Source organism: Frankia sp. BMG5.60 (assembly GCF_059428125.1).
This window is the reverse complement of the sequence record NZ_CM182091.1, coordinates 7709488-7725995: the sequence shown is the minus strand read 5'-3', so window position 1 is coordinate 7725995 and position 16508 is coordinate 7709488. Positions and strand designations below refer to the sequence as shown.

General features: G+C 73.1%; 14 protein-coding genes. 2 read left to right on the top strand and 12 right to left on the bottom strand.

Features of this window, described 5'->3' with window-relative positions:
- Positions 1–6: 6 nt before the first annotated feature.
- The 5 genes from AC5R91_RS31620 to AC5R91_RS31600 all read right to left on the bottom strand — a co-directional run bounded on the left by AC5R91_RS31620 (position 7) and on the right by AC5R91_RS31600 (position 7770).
- Positions 7–1128 (bottom strand): extracellular catalytic domain type 1 short-chain-length polyhydroxyalkanoate depolymerase, encoded by a 1122-nt coding sequence (locus AC5R91_RS31620; RefSeq protein WP_495394938.1) that lies wholly within the window; start codon positions 1126–1128, stop codon positions 7–9.
- A 247-nt stretch (positions 1129–1375) separates the two neighbouring features.
- Entirely contained in the window at positions 1376–2239 is an 864-nt protein-coding gene (locus tag AC5R91_RS31615; protein ID WP_495394937.1) for an LURP-one-related family protein, read from the bottom strand.
- Positions 2236–4746, bottom strand: a complete 2511-nt coding sequence (locus AC5R91_RS31610) for a hypothetical protein (RefSeq protein WP_495394936.1) — start codon at positions 4744–4746, stop codon at positions 2236–2238. Before AC5R91_RS31610 ends, AC5R91_RS31615 begins: the two co-directional genes overlap by 4 nt.
- Positions 4747–4943: 197 nt before the next feature.
- Complete coding sequence (locus tag AC5R91_RS31605) at positions 4944–6587, bottom strand: ABC-F family ATP-binding cassette domain-containing protein (RefSeq protein WP_495394935.1); 1644 nt, start codon at positions 6585–6587, stop codon at positions 4944–4946.
- A gap of 82 nt (positions 6588–6669) precedes the next feature.
- Entirely contained in the window at positions 6670–7770 is a 1101-nt protein-coding gene (locus tag AC5R91_RS31600) for an Rv2578c family radical SAM protein (protein WP_495394934.1), read from the bottom strand.
- A 161-nt stretch (positions 7771–7931) separates the two neighbouring features.
- On the opposite strand from AC5R91_RS31600, the gene AC5R91_RS31595 reads away from it, so the two are divergent.
- A complete protein-coding gene (locus tag AC5R91_RS31595; protein ID WP_495394933.1) occupies positions 7932–8507 on the top strand; it encodes a TIGR03668 family PPOX class F420-dependent oxidoreductase in 576 nt (191 codons plus the stop codon).
- Positions 8508–8578: 71 nt separating this feature from the next.
- Here the strand turns inward: AC5R91_RS31595 and AC5R91_RS31590 are convergent, their stop codons facing one another.
- Positions 8579–9379, bottom strand: a complete 801-nt coding sequence (locus AC5R91_RS31590; protein WP_495394932.1) for a ribonuclease FAU-1 family protein — start codon at positions 9377–9379, stop codon at positions 8579–8581.
- A 244-nt stretch (positions 9380–9623) separates the two neighbouring features.
- Here AC5R91_RS31590 and AC5R91_RS31585 point away from each other — a divergent pair, with 244 nt between their 5' ends.
- A complete protein-coding gene (locus tag AC5R91_RS31585; protein ID WP_495394931.1) occupies positions 9624–9989 on the top strand; it encodes a hypothetical protein in 366 nt (121 codons plus the stop codon).
- Here the strand turns inward: AC5R91_RS31585 and AC5R91_RS31580 are convergent.
- The 6 genes from AC5R91_RS31580 to AC5R91_RS31555 form a co-directional block, all read right to left on the bottom strand.
- Complete coding sequence (locus AC5R91_RS31580; protein ID WP_495394930.1) at positions 9961–10665, bottom strand: nucleoside/nucleotide kinase family protein; 705 nt, start codon at positions 10663–10665, stop codon at positions 9961–9963. The genes AC5R91_RS31585 and AC5R91_RS31580 overlap by 29 nt on opposite strands.
- A gap of 94 nt (positions 10666–10759) precedes the next feature.
- Positions 10760–11299 carry a GNAT family N-acetyltransferase gene (locus tag AC5R91_RS31575; RefSeq protein ID WP_495394929.1) on the bottom strand — a complete coding sequence of 180 codons (540 nt, stop codon included), beginning with the start codon at positions 11297–11299 and terminating at the stop codon, positions 10760–10762.
- 315 nt (positions 11300–11614) lie between these two features.
- The gene (locus AC5R91_RS31570) at positions 11615–12037 is read right to left on the bottom strand and encodes a ricin-type beta-trefoil lectin domain protein (protein ID WP_495394928.1); all 423 of its coding nucleotides are present in this window, start codon (positions 12035–12037) and stop codon (positions 11615–11617) included.
- Positions 12038–12539: 502 nt separating this feature from the next.
- Entirely contained in the window at positions 12540–13250 is a 711-nt protein-coding gene (locus tag AC5R91_RS31565; protein WP_495394927.1) for a ricin-type beta-trefoil lectin domain protein, read from the bottom strand.
- Positions 13251–13261: 11 nt separating this feature from the next.
- Positions 13262–13948, bottom strand: coding sequence for a hypothetical protein (locus tag AC5R91_RS31560; protein WP_495394926.1), 687 nt, complete (start codon positions 13946–13948; stop codon positions 13262–13264).
- Positions 13945–16434 carry a hypothetical protein gene (locus tag AC5R91_RS31555; RefSeq protein WP_495394925.1) on the bottom strand — a complete coding sequence of 830 codons (2490 nt, stop codon included), beginning with the start codon at positions 16432–16434 and terminating at the stop codon, positions 13945–13947. Before AC5R91_RS31555 ends, AC5R91_RS31560 begins: the two co-directional genes overlap by 4 nt.
- Positions 16435–16508: the final 74 nt, after the last annotated feature.

Below are 16508 nucleotides of genomic sequence, written 5' to 3'. Positions count from 1 at the left end.
CTGCCCTCAGCCGGCGAGGGTGTGCTGGGTGAAGAACTCCCACATGACGGCGGAGGCGTTCGGTGCCGGCGGCGGCGGATCGGCCTGCTCGCGCAGTCTGCTGCCCCCCGGCCAGGCGTGCCCGGCGCCGGTGACGCTGTACAGCTCGAGCGCGCCGCCGGGCGCGCACGGGCCGTAGACGTCGTGGACGACGGCGCCCTGCCGGGAGCGGGCCGGGGTGTCCGGGCAGCCGTCGCGGCGGGCCCAGAAGGTCATCGCCTCGGCCACCGACCGGTCGATGCGCTCGTCGCCCTGGCGCAGTCCGAGGGACGACTCGCCACCGTCGTAGCGGACCTTGTCGTCGGCGGTGCCGTGGAAGGCGATGACCGGCACGGGCCGGCTCGGCGTGCAGGAGGTCGTGTTCAGGGCGCCGGAGACGGGGGCGATCGCGGCGATGCGCCCGGCGAGTTCGCAGCCCAGCCGGTAGGACATCATGGCGCCGTTGGACATCCCCGTGACGTAGATCCGCGCCGGATCCACCGGGTAGTCCCGCGGCAGCCGGTCGAGAAGGGCGGCGATGAACCCGACGTCGTCGACGCCGTTGCCGTGGGCGTAACCGCAGCAGGTGCCCGCGTTCCAGGTCAGCAACGCCGACTGGCGCCGGCCGGTGCCGTCTGGGTAGACGGCGAGAAAGCCCGCCCGGTCGGCGACGGCGCTCATCCCGGTCTGCTGCTCGGCCTGGCGGGCCGATCCGCCGCCACCGTGCAGGACGAGCACGACCGGCAGCCCGTGTCCGACCGCGGTCGCCGTTGCCGTGGCGGTCACCGACGCCGTGGCGGCCAGCGACGCCGTGGCGGCCAGCGACGCCGTGGCGGCCAGAGTCGTGGTGGCGGGAGAGCTCGGCGTGCCGGCCGCGGTGGCGGCCGAGGGCGGCACGTGGACGAGATAGGTACGCTGCCGGCCGTCGGGGGTGGTCAGCGTGTGGCCCGTGGTGCCGGCGCGCAGTGCCGGCCCGCCGGCGCTCCCAGCAGCCCCCGGCGAAGTCGACCGCGGCGCGGCGCCGAGTACGGTCGGCCCCGAGCGGTCCCCGGCCTCGCCCGCGCCGGCCGACGCGCTGCCCCCGCACGCGACGAGGGCCGCAAGCAGCACGGCGCCGACGGCGAGTCCGGCCGCAGCAGTCGGTGTGGGCCCCGGTGGCCGCCGACACCACCGCCGGCCACGCGTCGTCCCGACCGGTCTCTCGCGGTACGTCCCGGACCAGTTCCCCGGACAACCCCGCCTGACTGCGCCAGCGGTGTCCCGCCGCATCGACGACCTCACGAAGCGACCGTAGGGTCGCCGGATGTGAAGGAGATGAGACCAGATGTGAGCGAGGTGAGCGGTCGCCCGGACGGCCTCAGCCGAGGCCGCGGGAGTCCTGCTTGAGCGCCGTGTCGATGGTGAGGGCGGCGGCGACGACCATGCTGTGCAGCGGCTGCGGCAGCGGCCGGTGGAGCTGGACGACGTAGTTGTCGGCCGTGGTGAACATCGTCCGCATGAGGCCCTCCCAGGTCTTGGTGACCCGGGCGACCTCGACGTCGGTGTGGTCGACGATCGAGAAGTTCCACGCCCGCCAGTTCTCGGCCTTGATCGCGCCGATCGTCGTGCCGCCCGCCTGCAGGTCGAACCGGATCCGGCCGAAGACGTTCTGCTGCGCGATGACGCCGAGTTCGGACCCGTCCGGCAGTGAGACGATCACCTTGGACTTGAACACCTTCGCCGGTCGGTGCAGGAGCAGCTGAACGGTACCGGCGGCGTCGCGGACCTCCAGGCGGTGGGAGAAGAACTGGTCCCACGAGGTGAGCACCCGCGCGGCCTTCTTCAGCGCGCTCTGGCCGACCTCGACGACCGAGCCGATCTGGTTGCCGCCCTGGTCGAAGACGGCGTACTCGTTCGTCACCTCGATGATCTTGGACTTCTGGTTGACCACGAGCACGGGCTCGCTGAACAGCGTCCCGCCACCCGGCCCCGTCGGTTGCACCCCGGCCTGCTCATGGACCTGCCGCTGCACCTGCTCGGCGCTGTGGTTCGTGTACACCGCGCCCTGCTGCACCCCCAGCGGCGCGCCCCACGCCTGGCCCGGCACGACCGCGGCCTGGCCCGGCACGCCCTGGCCGGGCGGCGGCTGGGTGTGCTCGGTCCACTGGTTTCCGTCCCACCATCGGGAACCGTGCTGCCCGCTCGGATCGGCGTACCAGCCGGACGGGATGGTCTGCGTCATGGGATCACTCTGGCATCCTTGGCCGGTGCCGGGCCAGACCGGTGCCGATGTCGGCGTCCCGACTGCTCGCCGCGCAGGTGCTCCTCGTGCCGTGCCGCGAGGCGGCGGCGGTAGACGTCGCTGCGGAACTTCCAGAGCGCCCCCTCCCGCCGCAGGACCTCGTACCGGTGCAGGAGGTCGAGGTAGCGGATCAGCCGCGGCGGCGCGCCGGTGGTCACCATGAACCAGACAGCGCAGACCAGGAACGTCGGCCAGGCCGTGTTGTAGGAGGCGAGGATCAGCCCGACGGTCAGCGCGAAGAACACGCCGTCCCAGGGATGCAGATCCATCGTTCCCGGACGGACGCTGTCCACCAGCGGAGAGAGAGGGCCGAGGACGAGCGCGACGGCCCCGGTGGTGATCAGGCCGACCAGCGCGACGCAGCCGAGGGCGATGACCATGTCCGCGCGGAACGTCGAGCGGGGGGTGGCCGCGATGGACCCGCCGCCAGGAGGCGGTTGGTTGAGCCAGGTCACGCCCCCGGCGACGAGCCCGACCGGGAAGCCGACGATGGTGCTGAACAGCACGGCCACGCCGATCCCGTGGGTGACTCCGTAACGCACACCGCCGACGAACCCGCCGGCCGTTCCCACCAACATGCAGGTCGCCACGCCGGTGAGCAGGAACCGCCAGATCGGGGGCCGGTCCTCGAAGCGCCGCAGCAGGTCGACCCGCGCCGGGGTCACCGGGGCGGCGGCATCGGTCATCGATCGGGCGACGGCGACCGCGACGCCGATGCCGAGAAACACCGACAGGCTGGTCTTCGCCGCCTCGCCGAGCCCCGCCGTGCCACCGGCGGCGACCGCGACGAGTTCGGTCGTGGCCGCGGTCGCGAGCCCCACCCCCGCCGCGGCGCCGAGCACCTGCGCGGGCGACCCGAACATGCGGCCCCACACCAGCAGGGTCAGCAGCAGCGCCGTGCCGAACTGTGCCGCGTCGGCCGACGCCTCCCAGGGGGCCTTCACCGCCATTCCCATCGTGAGCACCACCGCCGCGCTGGTCGCGGCGCCGACGACGGCCGCGGTCCGGTCCATCCGGCGCCCGCGCGTCAGTCCGAACACCAGCGACAGCAGGATTCCGATGGCGAACCCGCGGGTGAGCCCGGGCGGCAGGACGAGTGCGATCCGGTAGGCGGGCGCCGCGAGCAGGCCCACCGCGGCGGTGAACGCGGCCGTCGCGACGCTGTCCTGCAGGCGCCACCAGGCCAGCATCTCCTGGTCGAGCTCCACCATGCGCCCGGCCATGTACTCGGCAACACGCTGCGCGCGGGTCGGGGTGGGCGAGGTGAACCGCGCCAGCGCGTCGTCGAGGAACCGGTCGACGAGGAGCTGGGTGAGCCCCGCCGGCTCGCGCTCGGCTGCCAGCTCGACGAGCTGGGCTGGCTCGAGACCGCCGGCGCAGCACCGGTAGGCCAGCGCGATCATGAACGGCGTGCCGAGCACGGCCGCGAGCGGCCCCTGGGGACGGTCGTCCAACTCGCGCAGCACCGGCTGCCAGTCCGCGGCGCCTGCGGTCTGCCGCCCCGGCGGTGGCAGGTGGGCGATGACGGCGAGGTAGGCGCGCACCTGCTCCCCCGTCGACCGCGCCAGTGCCAGCACCCCACTCGCAGGCAGGTCGGCCAGGCCCGGCGTCCCGTCCCGGGCCAGCAGGAGCACCGGCTGGTCCTGGACCTTCGCGGCGATCAGCCGGACGGCAGAGACGCCGGGGAGCGCTGTGCGCACCTCGTCGATGCCGTCCAGGATGAGCAGGACCCGGTCGGCGGCGAGCAGGGCGGTGAGCAGAGTGCCGTCGCGGGCCGGGCGCAGGGCGGCGGTACTCGGATAGGTCGTGCGTAGCTGCCGGTCGCACCAGACGGCGAAGTCCTCGTGGGTGTCCCACGAGGACACGGAAAGCAGCAGCGGGATCCACCCTCGTCCGTCGGCCCCACCGGCGGCCGTGGCCGGGACCTCGTCGGCGGCGTCGACGTCGAGGAGGCCGAGGGTCAGCAGCAGGCCGAACGTCGACTTCCCGCCGCCCGCGGTGCCGGTGACGGTCGCCCGCCGGACCAGACCGTCGCGCACCAGTGCGGCCGCGAACGCCCGGTAGTGCGACGGCTCCCAGGCGGCGCCGGCGCCGGCCAGCAGGATCGACCGCGCGATCCCCGCCTCGCCGTGGCCGGCTGCTGCCCCACCGCGGACCTCCAGGGTGACCGGGAGCAGGGGGTCGTGCAGCAACCCGCGCTGGTGGGCTTCCGAGCGCCACTCCTCCCGGATCTGCGCCCGCAGGCTCTCCCGGAGCTCGTCGACGGTCTTCGCCGGCTCCTTCGGCCTCTCGACAAGGACCGTGATGATCGCGCCGAAGCCGCCGATGAGCCCGGCGACCTTGAGCGCGACGTCGAGATCGGCCAGGACGAGCACCATCAGCAGGACGCCGAGCAGCGCGGCACCCAACCTGGCCGCCCCGCGCTGCCGCGCCGTGAGCACCACCATCTCGCAGCTCCCCCGAGCGCCCGTGACGAGGTGTTGATCAGTTCGCCCGGGATGGTAGCCGATGGAGATGAACACCCCGGCGACGATCACACCAGAGTGCCGGTCTTCGCTGCGGGTGGTATCCGGTGAGGACTGGAGCGCTGCGGGTCACGCCGGCCAGGTTCACGGTGGCGCGTCACAGTCCCGCGCCTACCGGGTCACAGCGGCTTCTCGGTCACGAGACCGCCGTCGACTTGCAGACGGCGGTTGACCGCGACGGTGTCGAGCATGCGGCGGTCGTGGGTGACGAGCAGCAGCGTGCCGGTGTAGCCGGCGAGTGCCTGTTCGAGCTGTTCGATGGCGGGCAGGTCGAGGTGGTTGGTGGGCTCGTCGAGGACCAGGCAGTTCACTCCGACGGCCTGCAGCAGCGCGAGACCGGCCCGGGTCCGCTCCCCCGGCGACAGCGAGGCGGCCGGGCGGGTCACCTGGTCCGGGCCAAGGCCGAACTTGGCGAACAGGGTGCGGACCTCGGCCGCGGGCCATGTGGTCGCCCGCTCGGCGACGACGAGGGCGGTGGCCTCGCCGCGGAACAGGCCCCGGACCTGGTCGATCTCGCCGAGCCGCACACCGGCACCGAGGGACTGGCTCCCCGCGTCGAGCGGGAGGCGGCCGAGCAGGGCTGAGAGCAGGGTCGTCTTGCCGCCACCGTTCGGCCCGGTGATGACGATCCGGTCGGCCCAGGCGACGGTGAGGTCGACCGGGCCGAAAGTGAAGGCGGGCCGGCGCACGACCGCACCGGTGAGGGTCGCGACGACGTCGCCGGAGCGGGGGGCGGCCGCGATCGACATGCGTAGCTGCCACTCCTTGCGTGGCTCCTCGACCTCCTCCAACCGGTCGAGGCGGGACTCGATCGACCGGACCCGCGCGGCGCTCTTCGTCGCCGCCTCGATGCGCGCGCCCCGCGCGGCCCGGTCGTTGTCGGACATCCGCCGCTTGGCTCGCACCGAGCCACGTACGGACTGCTCCCGCTGGCGCTGCGCCTGCGCGGTGAGACCGTCACGCTGGTCGGCATAGTCCTCGTAGCGATCGCGGGCCTGCCGCCGGGCGACCTCGCGGGCCTGCAGGTAGGCCGCCCACCCACCGGCGAAGAGGGTGAGGCCGTGCTTGTGCGGGTCGATCTCGGCGACGGTGTCGATGGTGCGGTCGAGGAACTCGCGGTCGTGGCTGACGACGACGAGCGCGCCGGACACGCCGCGGACGAAGCGTTCGAGCCGGTCCAGCCCATCGAAGTCAAGATCGTTGGTGGGCTCGTCGAGCAGGGTGATGTCGAACCGGGACAACAGGACGCTCGCGAGCGAGCCGCGGGCGGCCTGCCCACCGGACAGGGCGGTCGTGGGGCTGTCGAGGGCGTCGGCGGGCAGGCCCAGCTCGGCGCAGACCTCCTCGGCGCGAACGTCGAGGTCGGCGGCGCCGAGGGCGAGCCAGCGCTCCAAGGCGACGCTGTACCGGTCGTCGGCGCCGGGGACGCCCGCCGACAGCGCCTCCCCGGCGTCGTCGAGTTCCCGCTGCGCGGCGCCGACCCCGGTGCGGCGGGCGAGGAACGCCCGCAGGGTCTCGCCGGGCAGCCGGTCGGGTTCCTGGGGCAGCAGGCCGACGCCCGCGGTCGGCGGCGCGAGATCGACCCGACCCTCGTCGAGGGGGACCAGGCCGGCGAGGGCCCGCAGCAACGTCGACTTACCGACGCCGTTCGGCCCCACCACCCCGAGCCGGTCACCGGGGGCGACGGTGAGCGAGATGCCGTCGAGAACGGTCGCCCCACCGCGGGTGACGGTGAGGCCGGAGGCGACGAGAGTTGCGGACACCTGGCCAGTCTCGCGCATAACCGGCGCGCGTCGGCCGCCCGCCCGCGCACCGCGGCCACGAGGGCAGCCAGGCCGCGCATGGTCACCCCCCGAACCCGGGCAGGGTGAGCTGCTCGTCGCGGCAGCCCGGCCCGGCAGGCTCGGCCGGCGCCGCCGGCTCGGCCGCTCCGTCGGGCTGCGGCGCGGACGCCGCGAAGCGCCGAACCGGACGCGGCACCGCGGCTCCGATGCGCGCCCGCTCGGCGAGCTCCCGCACCTGCGCCGCGATCCGCTCCCGGTAGGCGCGCGGCGCGTACGCCCCGGACCCGTAGAGCCGGCGGTACGGGCCGACCAGCGCGGGATGGTGCTCGGCAAGCCAGGCCAGGTACCACTCCCGGGCGCCGGGCCGCAGGTGCAGCACCAGCGGCGTGACCGACGACGCCCCGGCCTGCGCGATCTGCTCCACCGCCCGGGCGAGCGCCGCAGGGGAGTCCGTGAGATACGGCAGGATCGGCGCCATGAGGACCCCGGTGAAGATCCCGCGCTCGCCCAACGCCGCGCACGCCTCCAGCCGCCGCCGGGGATGCGGGGTTCCGGGCTCGACGAGCCGCCACAACTCGTCGTCGACGAAGCCGACGGACAGTGCGACGCCGACCTGCGTCACCTCCGCGGCCGAGGCGAGCAGATCGAGATCACGCACGATGAGCGAGCCCTTCGTGAGCACCGAGAAGGGGTTACGGGCGTCGCGCAGGGCGGCGAGGACACCCGGCATGAGCCGGTAACGACCTTCGGCCCGCTGGTAGGGATCGACGTTGGTGCCCATCGCGACGTGCTCACCGCGCCAGCGGGGCGCGGCGAGCTCCGCGCGCAGCCGCTCGGCGACGTTGACCTTGACGACGATCTGGGTGTCGAAGTCGCGCCCGGTGTCGAGATCGAGATAGGCGTGGGTGCCCCGGGCGAAGCAGTACCGGCAGGCGTGGGAGCAGCCCCGGTAAGGGTTCACCGTCCGGCGGAACGCCATCCGCGACGCCGGCGGAACCCGGTTGAGCACGGACCGGGCGTGGATCTCGCAGAAGGTGAGGCCGGCGAACCCGGGGGTGTCGAACGTGCGGGTGACAGCGCCCCGGGCAAGCAGCGACGGCGCACTCGCGCCGGCCGCGACGGGCTGCTCGGTGGCGGCGAGCCGGAGGTTGTCCCAACGCATGCCTCATGGGAACATGTGTTCGACAGATTGTCCAGTCCGGGCGACGAGCCGCGGACCGGGCCGGCTGCGGCCGGCGAGGCCACCGCCCGCGGCGGGTGCTGGCCTCGGGCGGGCGGACGTGGGGAAGGCGGACTCGGTGAGGCTGCGGGGATAGTGAAGGGATGCGGCTCAGTGGCGTCGAGGCCCGGAAGCGGTTCGCGGCGGCCCGGGTGGCCCGGCTGGCCACCGCCGACGCGGACGGTCAGCCGCTCGTGGTGCCCGTGACCTTCGCCGTCGAAGCGGCGGGCACGCCTGCCGAAGCGGGAGGCACGCCTGCCGAAGCGGAGGGCACGCCTGCCGAAGCGGGCGACGCGCCCGGCGAGCCCCGCGAGGTGGGGGGCGCCGGCGGCGACGCTCACGGCGGTGCGGACCCGCCCGCGACGATCGTGACCGTCGTCGACCACAAACCGAAGAGCACCCGCACCGAGCTGCGACGCCTGCGCGACATCCGCGCCAACCCGCGGGTCAGCCTGCTGGTCGACCACTATGACGACGACTGGGCGGGGCTGTGGTGGGCCCGGGCCGACGGGCTGGCCCGCATCGTCGAGGCCGATGATCCTCTGCACGCCGCAGCCGTCGCGGCCCTGACCGCGCGCTACCGCCAGTACCGGCAGGTCCCGCCGACCGGTCCGGCCATCATCGTGGCCGTGACCCACTGGTCCGGCTGGGCCTATTCGGAATCCCCCCCGGCCGCGTGAGCCGCGCCGGGTCCGTCCGCCCAGCCCCGCGGCCAAGCCCCGGACCAGCACCCGGGACCTGGACCCGTGCATCAGGCGCGGGGGCGGTCCCAGCCGGCGGGCAGCGCGTCGGGGGTCTGCCAGGACGGATCCGGGCAGAAGTCGGTCCAGGTGCCGTCGAAGGGGAACACGCCGGCCTCCACCAGCCGCAGCAGCCGCTCCCCCTCGGCCCGCACCGCGTCCGGGTCGGGCACCCAGTAGTGCTCGGGGAAGGCGAGGCGCTCCTCCAGTTCGTGCTCGTCCTTCCACTCCCAGGTCCGCTCCGGCGTGACCCACAGGTCGAGGTCATGATCGGTGGTGTCGACGCCGACGACGCCGTCGTGGCGCCAGGCGACGGCGGGCTCCTCCAGGTTGATGTACCAGCGGACGAACCGGCCCTGCCAGTCCCAGAACCACCACACCGAGTTGGCTCCCTGCGGCGGGACCAGCATGAAGATGTTCGGCCCGCGCCAGACGGTCGTCGTCATCACCGTCGGCTGGCGGATCCACTCGGCGAAGGGCATGTCCCGCAGCCCGCGGCCGTCCGCGCTGAGCTCGACGGCCATCGGGCAGCCGTGCGGAATCCACAGCCGCAGGCCGCGCTCGTCATGCCCGACGACGTGGCCGGTACGGACGAACACCAGCCGCTTCGTGGTGAACGACCGGTGCACGACGACCTCACCGGGCGTGTAGGGCGCGGCCGCCGTCAGGCTCCTGGCGGCTCCCTGCACCGCCGCGTCGGCGGCGAGGCGGGAGACCGGGTCGGTCGGGGACCTCCCCGCGGACGAGACCCCCGCCGGCAGGGGCGGCGGCGAGGCGGGACCGGGACCGTTGACCGCTGGACTCTCCGGCATCGTCACCGCCTGACTGTACGGCGAAGGCCCGTGCGGGCCGAGACTTGCGGCCCACCCGCCCCGACCGAACGCGCGAACCGTCCGGGCCGGACGGCCTGGGAAGCCTCGGAAGCCTCGGAAGCCCGATCGGAACCCACCCGAAACCGTGCCGCCACGCGACCTCGCTTTGCTGGACGAGCGTCCCCGTGGGCAGCCGGCGGTCCGGTTCCGCCTCCACGCGGGCCCTCGGAGGAGCGTTCACCGCGTGACCCCCGCCGCATCGCCAGCACCGTCGCAGTCGTACGCCCCGTTCCACGCGCACATCCACATCACCTATCCCGACGGCCTGCGCCACCTGATGATCAAGGCGATTACCCCGGTCGACGACGACCGCTGCGTACTGGCCCAGATCGTGCTGCGCACCGACACGGAGACCGACCGGCCCGCCGCCGACATCCTGGCGTTCGACGTGGAGGTCGAGAACGAGGACCGGGAGCTGCTGAACCTGCTGCCCACGCCGTTTCCGCTGGCGCCCCGCCTCAACGCCCACGCCCGCGCCGACCGCAACAGCCTGGCGATCCGCCGCTTGTGGACCGACCTCGTCACCGGCCGCTGGCTGCCCACCTGGTAGCCGACCCGCCTGCGGCCGGCGCGCCGTTGACGAGGAGGTCGGCCCGGCCGGCGACGTCCTCGGCGACGAAGTACCGATCCTCGTGACGAGCCCAGCGATCCCAGTGCGGGGCGAAGGTGTCCCCGTCCCGGGCAAGCGCGCGCCGCCGCCGAACCCGCACCGGCGCCGCGACGCACACCAGCCCGCTGAGCAGCGGTGTCGCGGCCCGCGCACCGGCGCCGACGCCTTCGACGACGAGGATCGCGGTCGCCGGGTCCAGCGTCTGTCGGGGGCCGTAGCGCCCCTGGTGCCAGTCGTAACGGCGCCAGCACGCCCGCTCCCCGCGGTCCAGCGGCCGCAGGATCCTCGCGACGAGCTGGTCGACGCCGGCGGCGAGCCCGTCCCAACCGTCATACAGGTCGTCCATCCGCAGCACGGGCGCGTCAAGTCGCTCGGCGACGGCCTGCGCGAGCGTCGACTTACCCGCGCCGGAGCGCCCGTCGACGGCGAGCACCCGAGTGCCGCCCGCCCGCGGCCGTCGGCCAGCAACCCACAGCGCGATCTCCACCGCCGGACTCATCCCGACACCGCTGTCCGCGCCGCCATCCGACACGCCGCCGCTCCCCTCCCGGATCGCCGCCCGGCCGACCCGGGTTCCGCCAGAGAAGGAAAGGCTCGCCGGCCGATCGGGTGTCATACCCGGCAACCCGCCCGCTTCCATCGCAACGTGCACGGATCGCCGCTATGTCGCCATCTTCGGCCTGCCCGCGTGACCGTGCCAGCCGACCGGGTCACGAGCCGGCTCCGGGCCGGCTGAACCAGTCGTCGCGGCTGACGGCATAGATCGCGTGCGTCTCCTCGTGCAGGTACTCGGCGCCCGTCCGGTGCATCCCGAGGCGCAGCGCGACCCGGACCGATCGGATGTTCGCCGGGACGATGGCCGCACACACCCGGTCGAGTTCGGGCCGCAGCCGGAGCACCCAGGTGATCGCCGCGGCGGCCGCCTCCGCCGCATATCCACGTCCCCACCAGGGCCGACCGATGTACCAGAGCGCCTCCACGCCCGGCCAGCCCGGCTCGTCCCACAACCCCGACCGCCCGACGAGCGTCCCGCTCTCCCGCTCCACCACGGACCAGGGCCCGACCCCGGTGAGCGACCAGCACCCGATGCACCCGGCCATCTGGTGCCACACGGCATCCGGCGACGTGACCGGCCCGCCGACATGGCGGGCGAACTCGGGGTCGGCCCAGATCCGGGTGAAGCCGTCGACGTCAGCATTCTCGATCGGCCGCAGGATCAGCCGCGACGTCGTCAGCGTGGGAACGGTCATCTCCACAACACTGCCATCCATCGTCGCCGCCAAGCGCCTGAACTATCCAGGACGCCCGTGGAGCGAGGGACTCACGCTGCTCATGGATCGACCGCACACCTGGTTGATCGATCAAATTGTGGAGCATGCCGGGGGAGCAGGAGTTCAGCCCCCGTCGCCCGCAGGACTGACCGGGCCTTCCGGCCGCGCCGCGGCAGACTGACCGTGAAAGCAGTCGCCGCAGCGCGGCTCGGTAGTTGCTCGCCCCCTCGGGCGCCACTCCGTGCCCTGAGGGCGGATCCAAACGCCGCCGGGAGAGCAATGGCGCCCGGCAGGTCAGCGGGCGGGCTCCAGGGCCCAGCCGCGGTCCTCGCCGAAAACGGGCGAGAGGGCGACCATCGGCGGGAAGATCAGTGCCGGGTGCAGACCGAGGGTGAGTTCGTTCTCCACGACACCGATGGTGACCGTGCCCGGCCGCGGGCCGTCGCTGATCCGCCATTCGCGGGGCTCGGGGAGGGGACGGACCCGCTCGAACACGTCCGGGGAGCCGTCGAAGCCAACGAACAGCGGCGCGGAGGTCTGGCGGATCGTGTAGGTGCTGTCGCCGTTCTGCCCGTTTCCGGACTGCCTGATCTCCCATTCCTGCCCGGGGCCCTCGCCCGGCAGCAGGAAGATGTTGTTGCGGTCAGGCGAACTGAGGGTCAGATTGTCCCGGCCGTCGATGCGGATCCGGTAGACGCCGTCAGCGATTTTTCCCACGGTCAACCCCGTTTCTGGTCGTGAAACAAGCCGACCGTGACACGGCCGGCTCCGGACGGGAGGATGCCACGCCGCGGCGGGACGTCCCCTTCCGCGGCCGATGCCGGCATGTTGCCGGTGCGGCGGTGCTGCGACGGCGCACGGGCACAGTGCATGCGCGGTGGACGTGGGGTTCGGAGCTGAGGTGCGCTGCCCGTGGCGCCGGGCACCATCATGCCCGCGCACGGTCCGGCGGGCCATGAACGCCACACCCGGATTCCGCGGGGCAGCGTATTGACCACAACTGGGATTTCTCGTCGCTCTCGTACTCTCACGTCCCGCGAGCCCGCCGACGCCCCATTCTTGTGGGAACGATCGGTAATGCTGTCGGGGGTGTTTATCCGAGATCACGCTGAGACGAATCGCGCCGTGGACGACCCGGGTGGGTCGTCCACGGCGCAGGGCGGCCGGTCCCCGCCGGCCGGCCCGGGTTCCCGGCCGGCCCCGCATGGGAGGGTCGTGGCTAGCCGATGCTCTCGAAGCTCCAGCCCTTGTCCTCGCTGAAGACCGGCGAGAGCGCGATCAGCGGCGGGAAGACGAGCGCCGGGTGCAGCCCCAGAGTCAGCCCGCTGTCCGGCACACCGATGGTGAAGGTTCCGGCCTGCGGACCGTCGCTGATCCGCCATTCCCGCGGCTGGCCGAATACCCGCACCCGCTCGAAGGTGTCCGGCTCGCCGTCAAAGCCGAGAAACTGCGACGAGTCCGCCGGACGGATCACCCAGGTCCCTTTGTCCGCCTGCTGAACCTGCCATACCTGCCGGTCGGTGCGCTCCGACAGGAGGACGGCATTACCCCCGCCGGCGGCGGTCAGGATCTGCCGCCCGTCGAGCGTGATGCGATAAACACCCTCGTTGACACCTGCCATGCTCCACCCCGTTTCCTGGCGCGCGGCCGACCCAGCCGAGAAGCGTCGGCGTTCCGCGCGAGAATCAGCATCGATGCCAAATCGATTGTTCGTGGGTGGGGTCGTGCCGTCAACCTGAATACGGATTTCAGGTCGGATCCGTGACGACATGCGCAGATCTTTCACGAGCATCAGGGATAACCCGGACGAGAAATCCTCACACTTCCCGCCCGAAAGTTGCAGAACATAGCAGGTTGGCCGAGCAGGCGACGAAACGTCCCAAACGGGACCGCCTGCCATGATCCGTGGATGCGAGCCCAACTCGTCCATCCCGCCGGACCTCAAAGGTCGGGTACGGGGTAGACCTCGCGTAACCGCCGGTCGAACTCGCCGGAGGGGTTCCAGCGCTGCAGGAAGGTCCCGAGCTCCCGGGCGAGCAGGCTCCGGCGATCGTCACCCGGCGTCGGTAGCACGCAGGCGACGAGCGCCCGGGCATGATCGGCGAAGTCCAGCACGGGAGCAGGCACCGCGGCGGGCGGGGGCTGCCAGGGTGAGTTGCCTGCCTGTCGTGGCCCGTCGGCGACGACGGACACCAAATATTCGAGCTTCTCGAGGGTCAGTCCGGTCCGATCGACGTCCACGCCGGGGTGCAGGAGGTGCCACAGGACAGCCGACCTGGTGGAACCGAACACCCGCCCGGCAAACCGCAGCGTCTGCCATTCCTGCGCAAGGTCGCCGGGCAGGTCCGCGGGTGGCTCCGACGCGAAGGGCCATTCCGAGGCCGACCGCCGGTCCGCCGCGCCGCGCTGGCGCGCCAGGGCTGTCCCCGAGGTCGGGAGCACCGCGGATCGGCCGGACGGCGCCGTGGCGTGACGAAACTGCGGGACAGTGGTGACGATCGCGAGCGCGGCGGCAAGCAGCAGCCAGACCGGCGTGGGTCCGCCGACGAGATGTCCGAGCAGCAGCGGGGTCGCGATCGCGCACGATAGACTCACCGCGGCCGCAATCCGACGATCCAGGCCGCTCATCGCACCTCCTCGTCACCAGTGAGGACTTCCGCGCGGTGCAGCGCCTCGGCGTTCCTGATGGGGTCCGGCGATTCCCCGCCTCCGAGCAGATGGTCGATGCGGGCGACGATGCCGCCTCGCGTCGCGTTCACAACTCGGCGTTGAGCTCCGCCGACCGATGCACCAGCCGGCCGACCGACGGACGTCGACCCGGTGGACGTCGACCCGGTGATCGGGGATGCATTGAACGGAGACGCAACGACCGGGGACGCGCTGGCCGGGGGCCGCGTCAGGTTTCCGCTCTCCGCCGAGGCACCTGTGTCGGGGTTCTCCGGGTAGGCATGGCAGCAGACCAGACGGACGGTGGCGAGCAGATCGAAGCGCTCCCGCAGCCCGTCGACGAGCAGGTCAGCCAACCCGGTAGGAGGCGGTCCGGCGCCGTCAGCCGGGCCGTCCAGCCACTCGACGATGCGCTGCTCGACCGCGGGCGACAGGTTGGACGGCACGCGCCGATCAGAGCCGGTGGCGCCGAGATCCTGTTCGATCACGTCGGCCCAGCCGGCGCGAAGCAGGTCGCGGACCTCGGCGTCATCGAGCGCGCGCCAGCCGCCGTGGTGCTTGCACAGCCGGGAGACGGCGGCCAACCGCAGGAACACCTCGCGGTTGCCCGCGCTGCCGACGACCGGCTGTGGGGCGCGGATCACCCGGTCCAGCAGGTGGCGATAGCCGTCCGGGTCGGCGGTGGCCACTCGTTCGGCGGCGAGGAGTGCCTGGTCGGCTACCTGTGGGTCCTCATGGGCAGTGAAGTTGTGCAGGCGGGTCAGCGCCTGAAGCGGGTAGGTGAGGGCGACGAAATTCTCGCAGAGCTGGACGCAGAGCAGGGCGAGGTGGCGGTTGAGGTGACGATTGCGCGACCAGGAGAGGATCGCCCGCCGGAACACCAGGCCGCCCGTGCCCTCGTCGCCCACCGCGAGGCCCGTTTCCAGCAGGCGGGCGCAGCCCGCCATCGCCGCGGCGCCGCGGCGCTCCAGCCATCGGCGGGCGAGGGTGAGGGCGTCCCCGGGCTGGTTGACCCGCAGCGACTGGGTAGCGAAGCGCACGCCGAACTCGCCGAGGTCGCGAGCCGTGAGATGCCGGTCGGCGCCGACGACCACCGCCACCGCCCAGCCGAGGAAGTCCGCGCGCAGCGACGGATAGTTGTCCCAGGCGTAGCCGCGGACGGCCTCGGCGCGCCGCGGCGGGTCGAACTCGACCCGGCGGCGGTCGTTCCAGTCGATGCCGAGGTCCCGCAGCCGCAGACGGTATCCGCGGCCGGCGAGTGTGTGCGTGTCGACCGGCGGGAGTCCGCAGATCGCGGCGAGGCGATGTTCGGCGGTCAGGACGGCGTCGCGGTCCGCGCCCGCCAGCATCGCGGCGGCGACGAGCAGCGAGGCCCGCCGTCCGGTCGCATCTTCGGCGAGCATCTTGTCGATCTCCTCGCCGACCCCGGCTTCGAGTCGACCGAATGCCTCCCAGGCGTGTCGCAGGCAGGTCGCCGGCCGGTCGCTGGGATGGTCGGTCTGCCGTCGGGCCGCCTCGCGGGCGACCCGGCTGACCTGATCGATGGTGGCGTCGGCGAGTCCGGCGACTACCGGAGTCAGGAGTGCCGCGTCGGTGGATACGGGGTTGGTGAGGAGCGACGCGAGTCCGGCCGGCGGCCGCGGCAGCACGGCCTCCCAGTGCCGGGTCAGCACCTCCCGCCAGTCGGGCCGGCCCAACGGCTCCGCCAGGCTATGCAACCCGACGGGCAGCCACGTCCGCGCGTCAGGGGGGAGCAGCACCACGAGATGCCGCTCGGCTCCGGCGCGCTGGACCCGGGAGCACAACGCCTCAAGCCGGCTGGTCTGCTCCGCGGCGGGCGGCAGGTCGGGGCCGCACAGGTCGAGCAGCAGCCCGGCCCGCGGCGGGAGGTCGCGGGGCAGCGCGCCCGCGTCGGCCTCGTCGCCTTCGAGGGGAAGGCGCCACACCTCGGACAGGCCGGCGCCAGCCTCACCGGCCTGCGCGGCCAGCAGGCCGCCGGCGGCACGGCGGCCGTTACCCGCCGCCGCTAGCAGCAGGACCATCCCCTCCCGGTCCAGGACCGCCCGCGCCCGAGCCCAACCGTCGGGACGCACGAAGACGTCGGCGAGGTCGCGCAGCGTCGTGGCCGCCAGCCGCGCCGGCCGCCCGCTGCGGCGGCCGGCCTCCCGGACCTGGTCACCAAGGATCGTGACGAGATCACCGCCGACGGCGATCGCGTCCCCGTATCCCCTGGACTGGGCGGAGAGCAGATCGCCCCTGCCCGTGTGGGTAAGACCGTCGGGATTGATGGCGAGGCCGCCGCCGAGGGCGTCAAATCGCCAGCCTGCGGAAGCCTCAGTCGAGTCCCCCGCCGTGTCTGCGGGGAACATGTGCGCGGCCGGATCGTCACCGTCCCAGCGGCCGACGAGATCGGCGGACCGCGGGTCCGCCGCGTCGGATCGCGGCACGCCCGGGCGGTCCGCCGCCGGGTCGTCGGCGGGTGGGGAGTCCCCTGGGAAAGATCCCGTCCCCGTGGGCCGTT

Bases quoted from the DNA above. Each gene is read 5' to 3' on its own strand.
- AC5R91_RS31615 (WP_495394937.1), bottom strand. From the start codon at position 2,239: ATGACGCAGACCATCCCGTCCGGCTGGTACGCCGATCCGAGCGGGCAG.
- AC5R91_RS31610 (WP_495394936.1), bottom strand. From the start codon at position 4,746: ATGGTGGTGCTCACGGCGCGGCAGCGCGGGGCGGCCAGGTTGGGTGCC.
- AC5R91_RS31600 (WP_495394934.1), bottom strand. From the start codon at position 7,770: ATGCGTTGGGACAACCTCCGGCTCGCCGCCACCGAGCAGCCCGTCGCG.
- AC5R91_RS31595 (WP_495394933.1), top strand. From the start codon at position 7,932: ATGCGGCTCAGTGGCGTCGAGGCCCGGAAGCGGTTCGCGGCGGCCCGG.
- AC5R91_RS31590 (WP_495394932.1), bottom strand. From the start codon at position 9,379: ATGCCGGAGAGTCCAGCGGTCAACGGTCCCGGTCCCGCCTCGCCGCCG.
- AC5R91_RS31580 (WP_495394930.1), bottom strand. From the start codon at position 10,665: ATGACACCCGATCGGCCGGCGAGCCTTTCCTTCTCTGGCGGAACCCGG.
- AC5R91_RS31575 (WP_495394929.1), bottom strand. From the start codon at position 11,299: ATGACCGTTCCCACGCTGACGACGTCGCGGCTGATCCTGCGGCCGATC.
- AC5R91_RS31565 (WP_495394927.1), bottom strand. From the start codon at position 13,250: ATGGACGAGTTGGGCTCGCATCCACGGATCATGGCAGGCGGTCCCGTT.
- AC5R91_RS31560 (WP_495394926.1), bottom strand. From the start codon at position 13,948: ATGAGCGGCCTGGATCGTCGGATTGCGGCCGCGGTGAGTCTATCGTGC.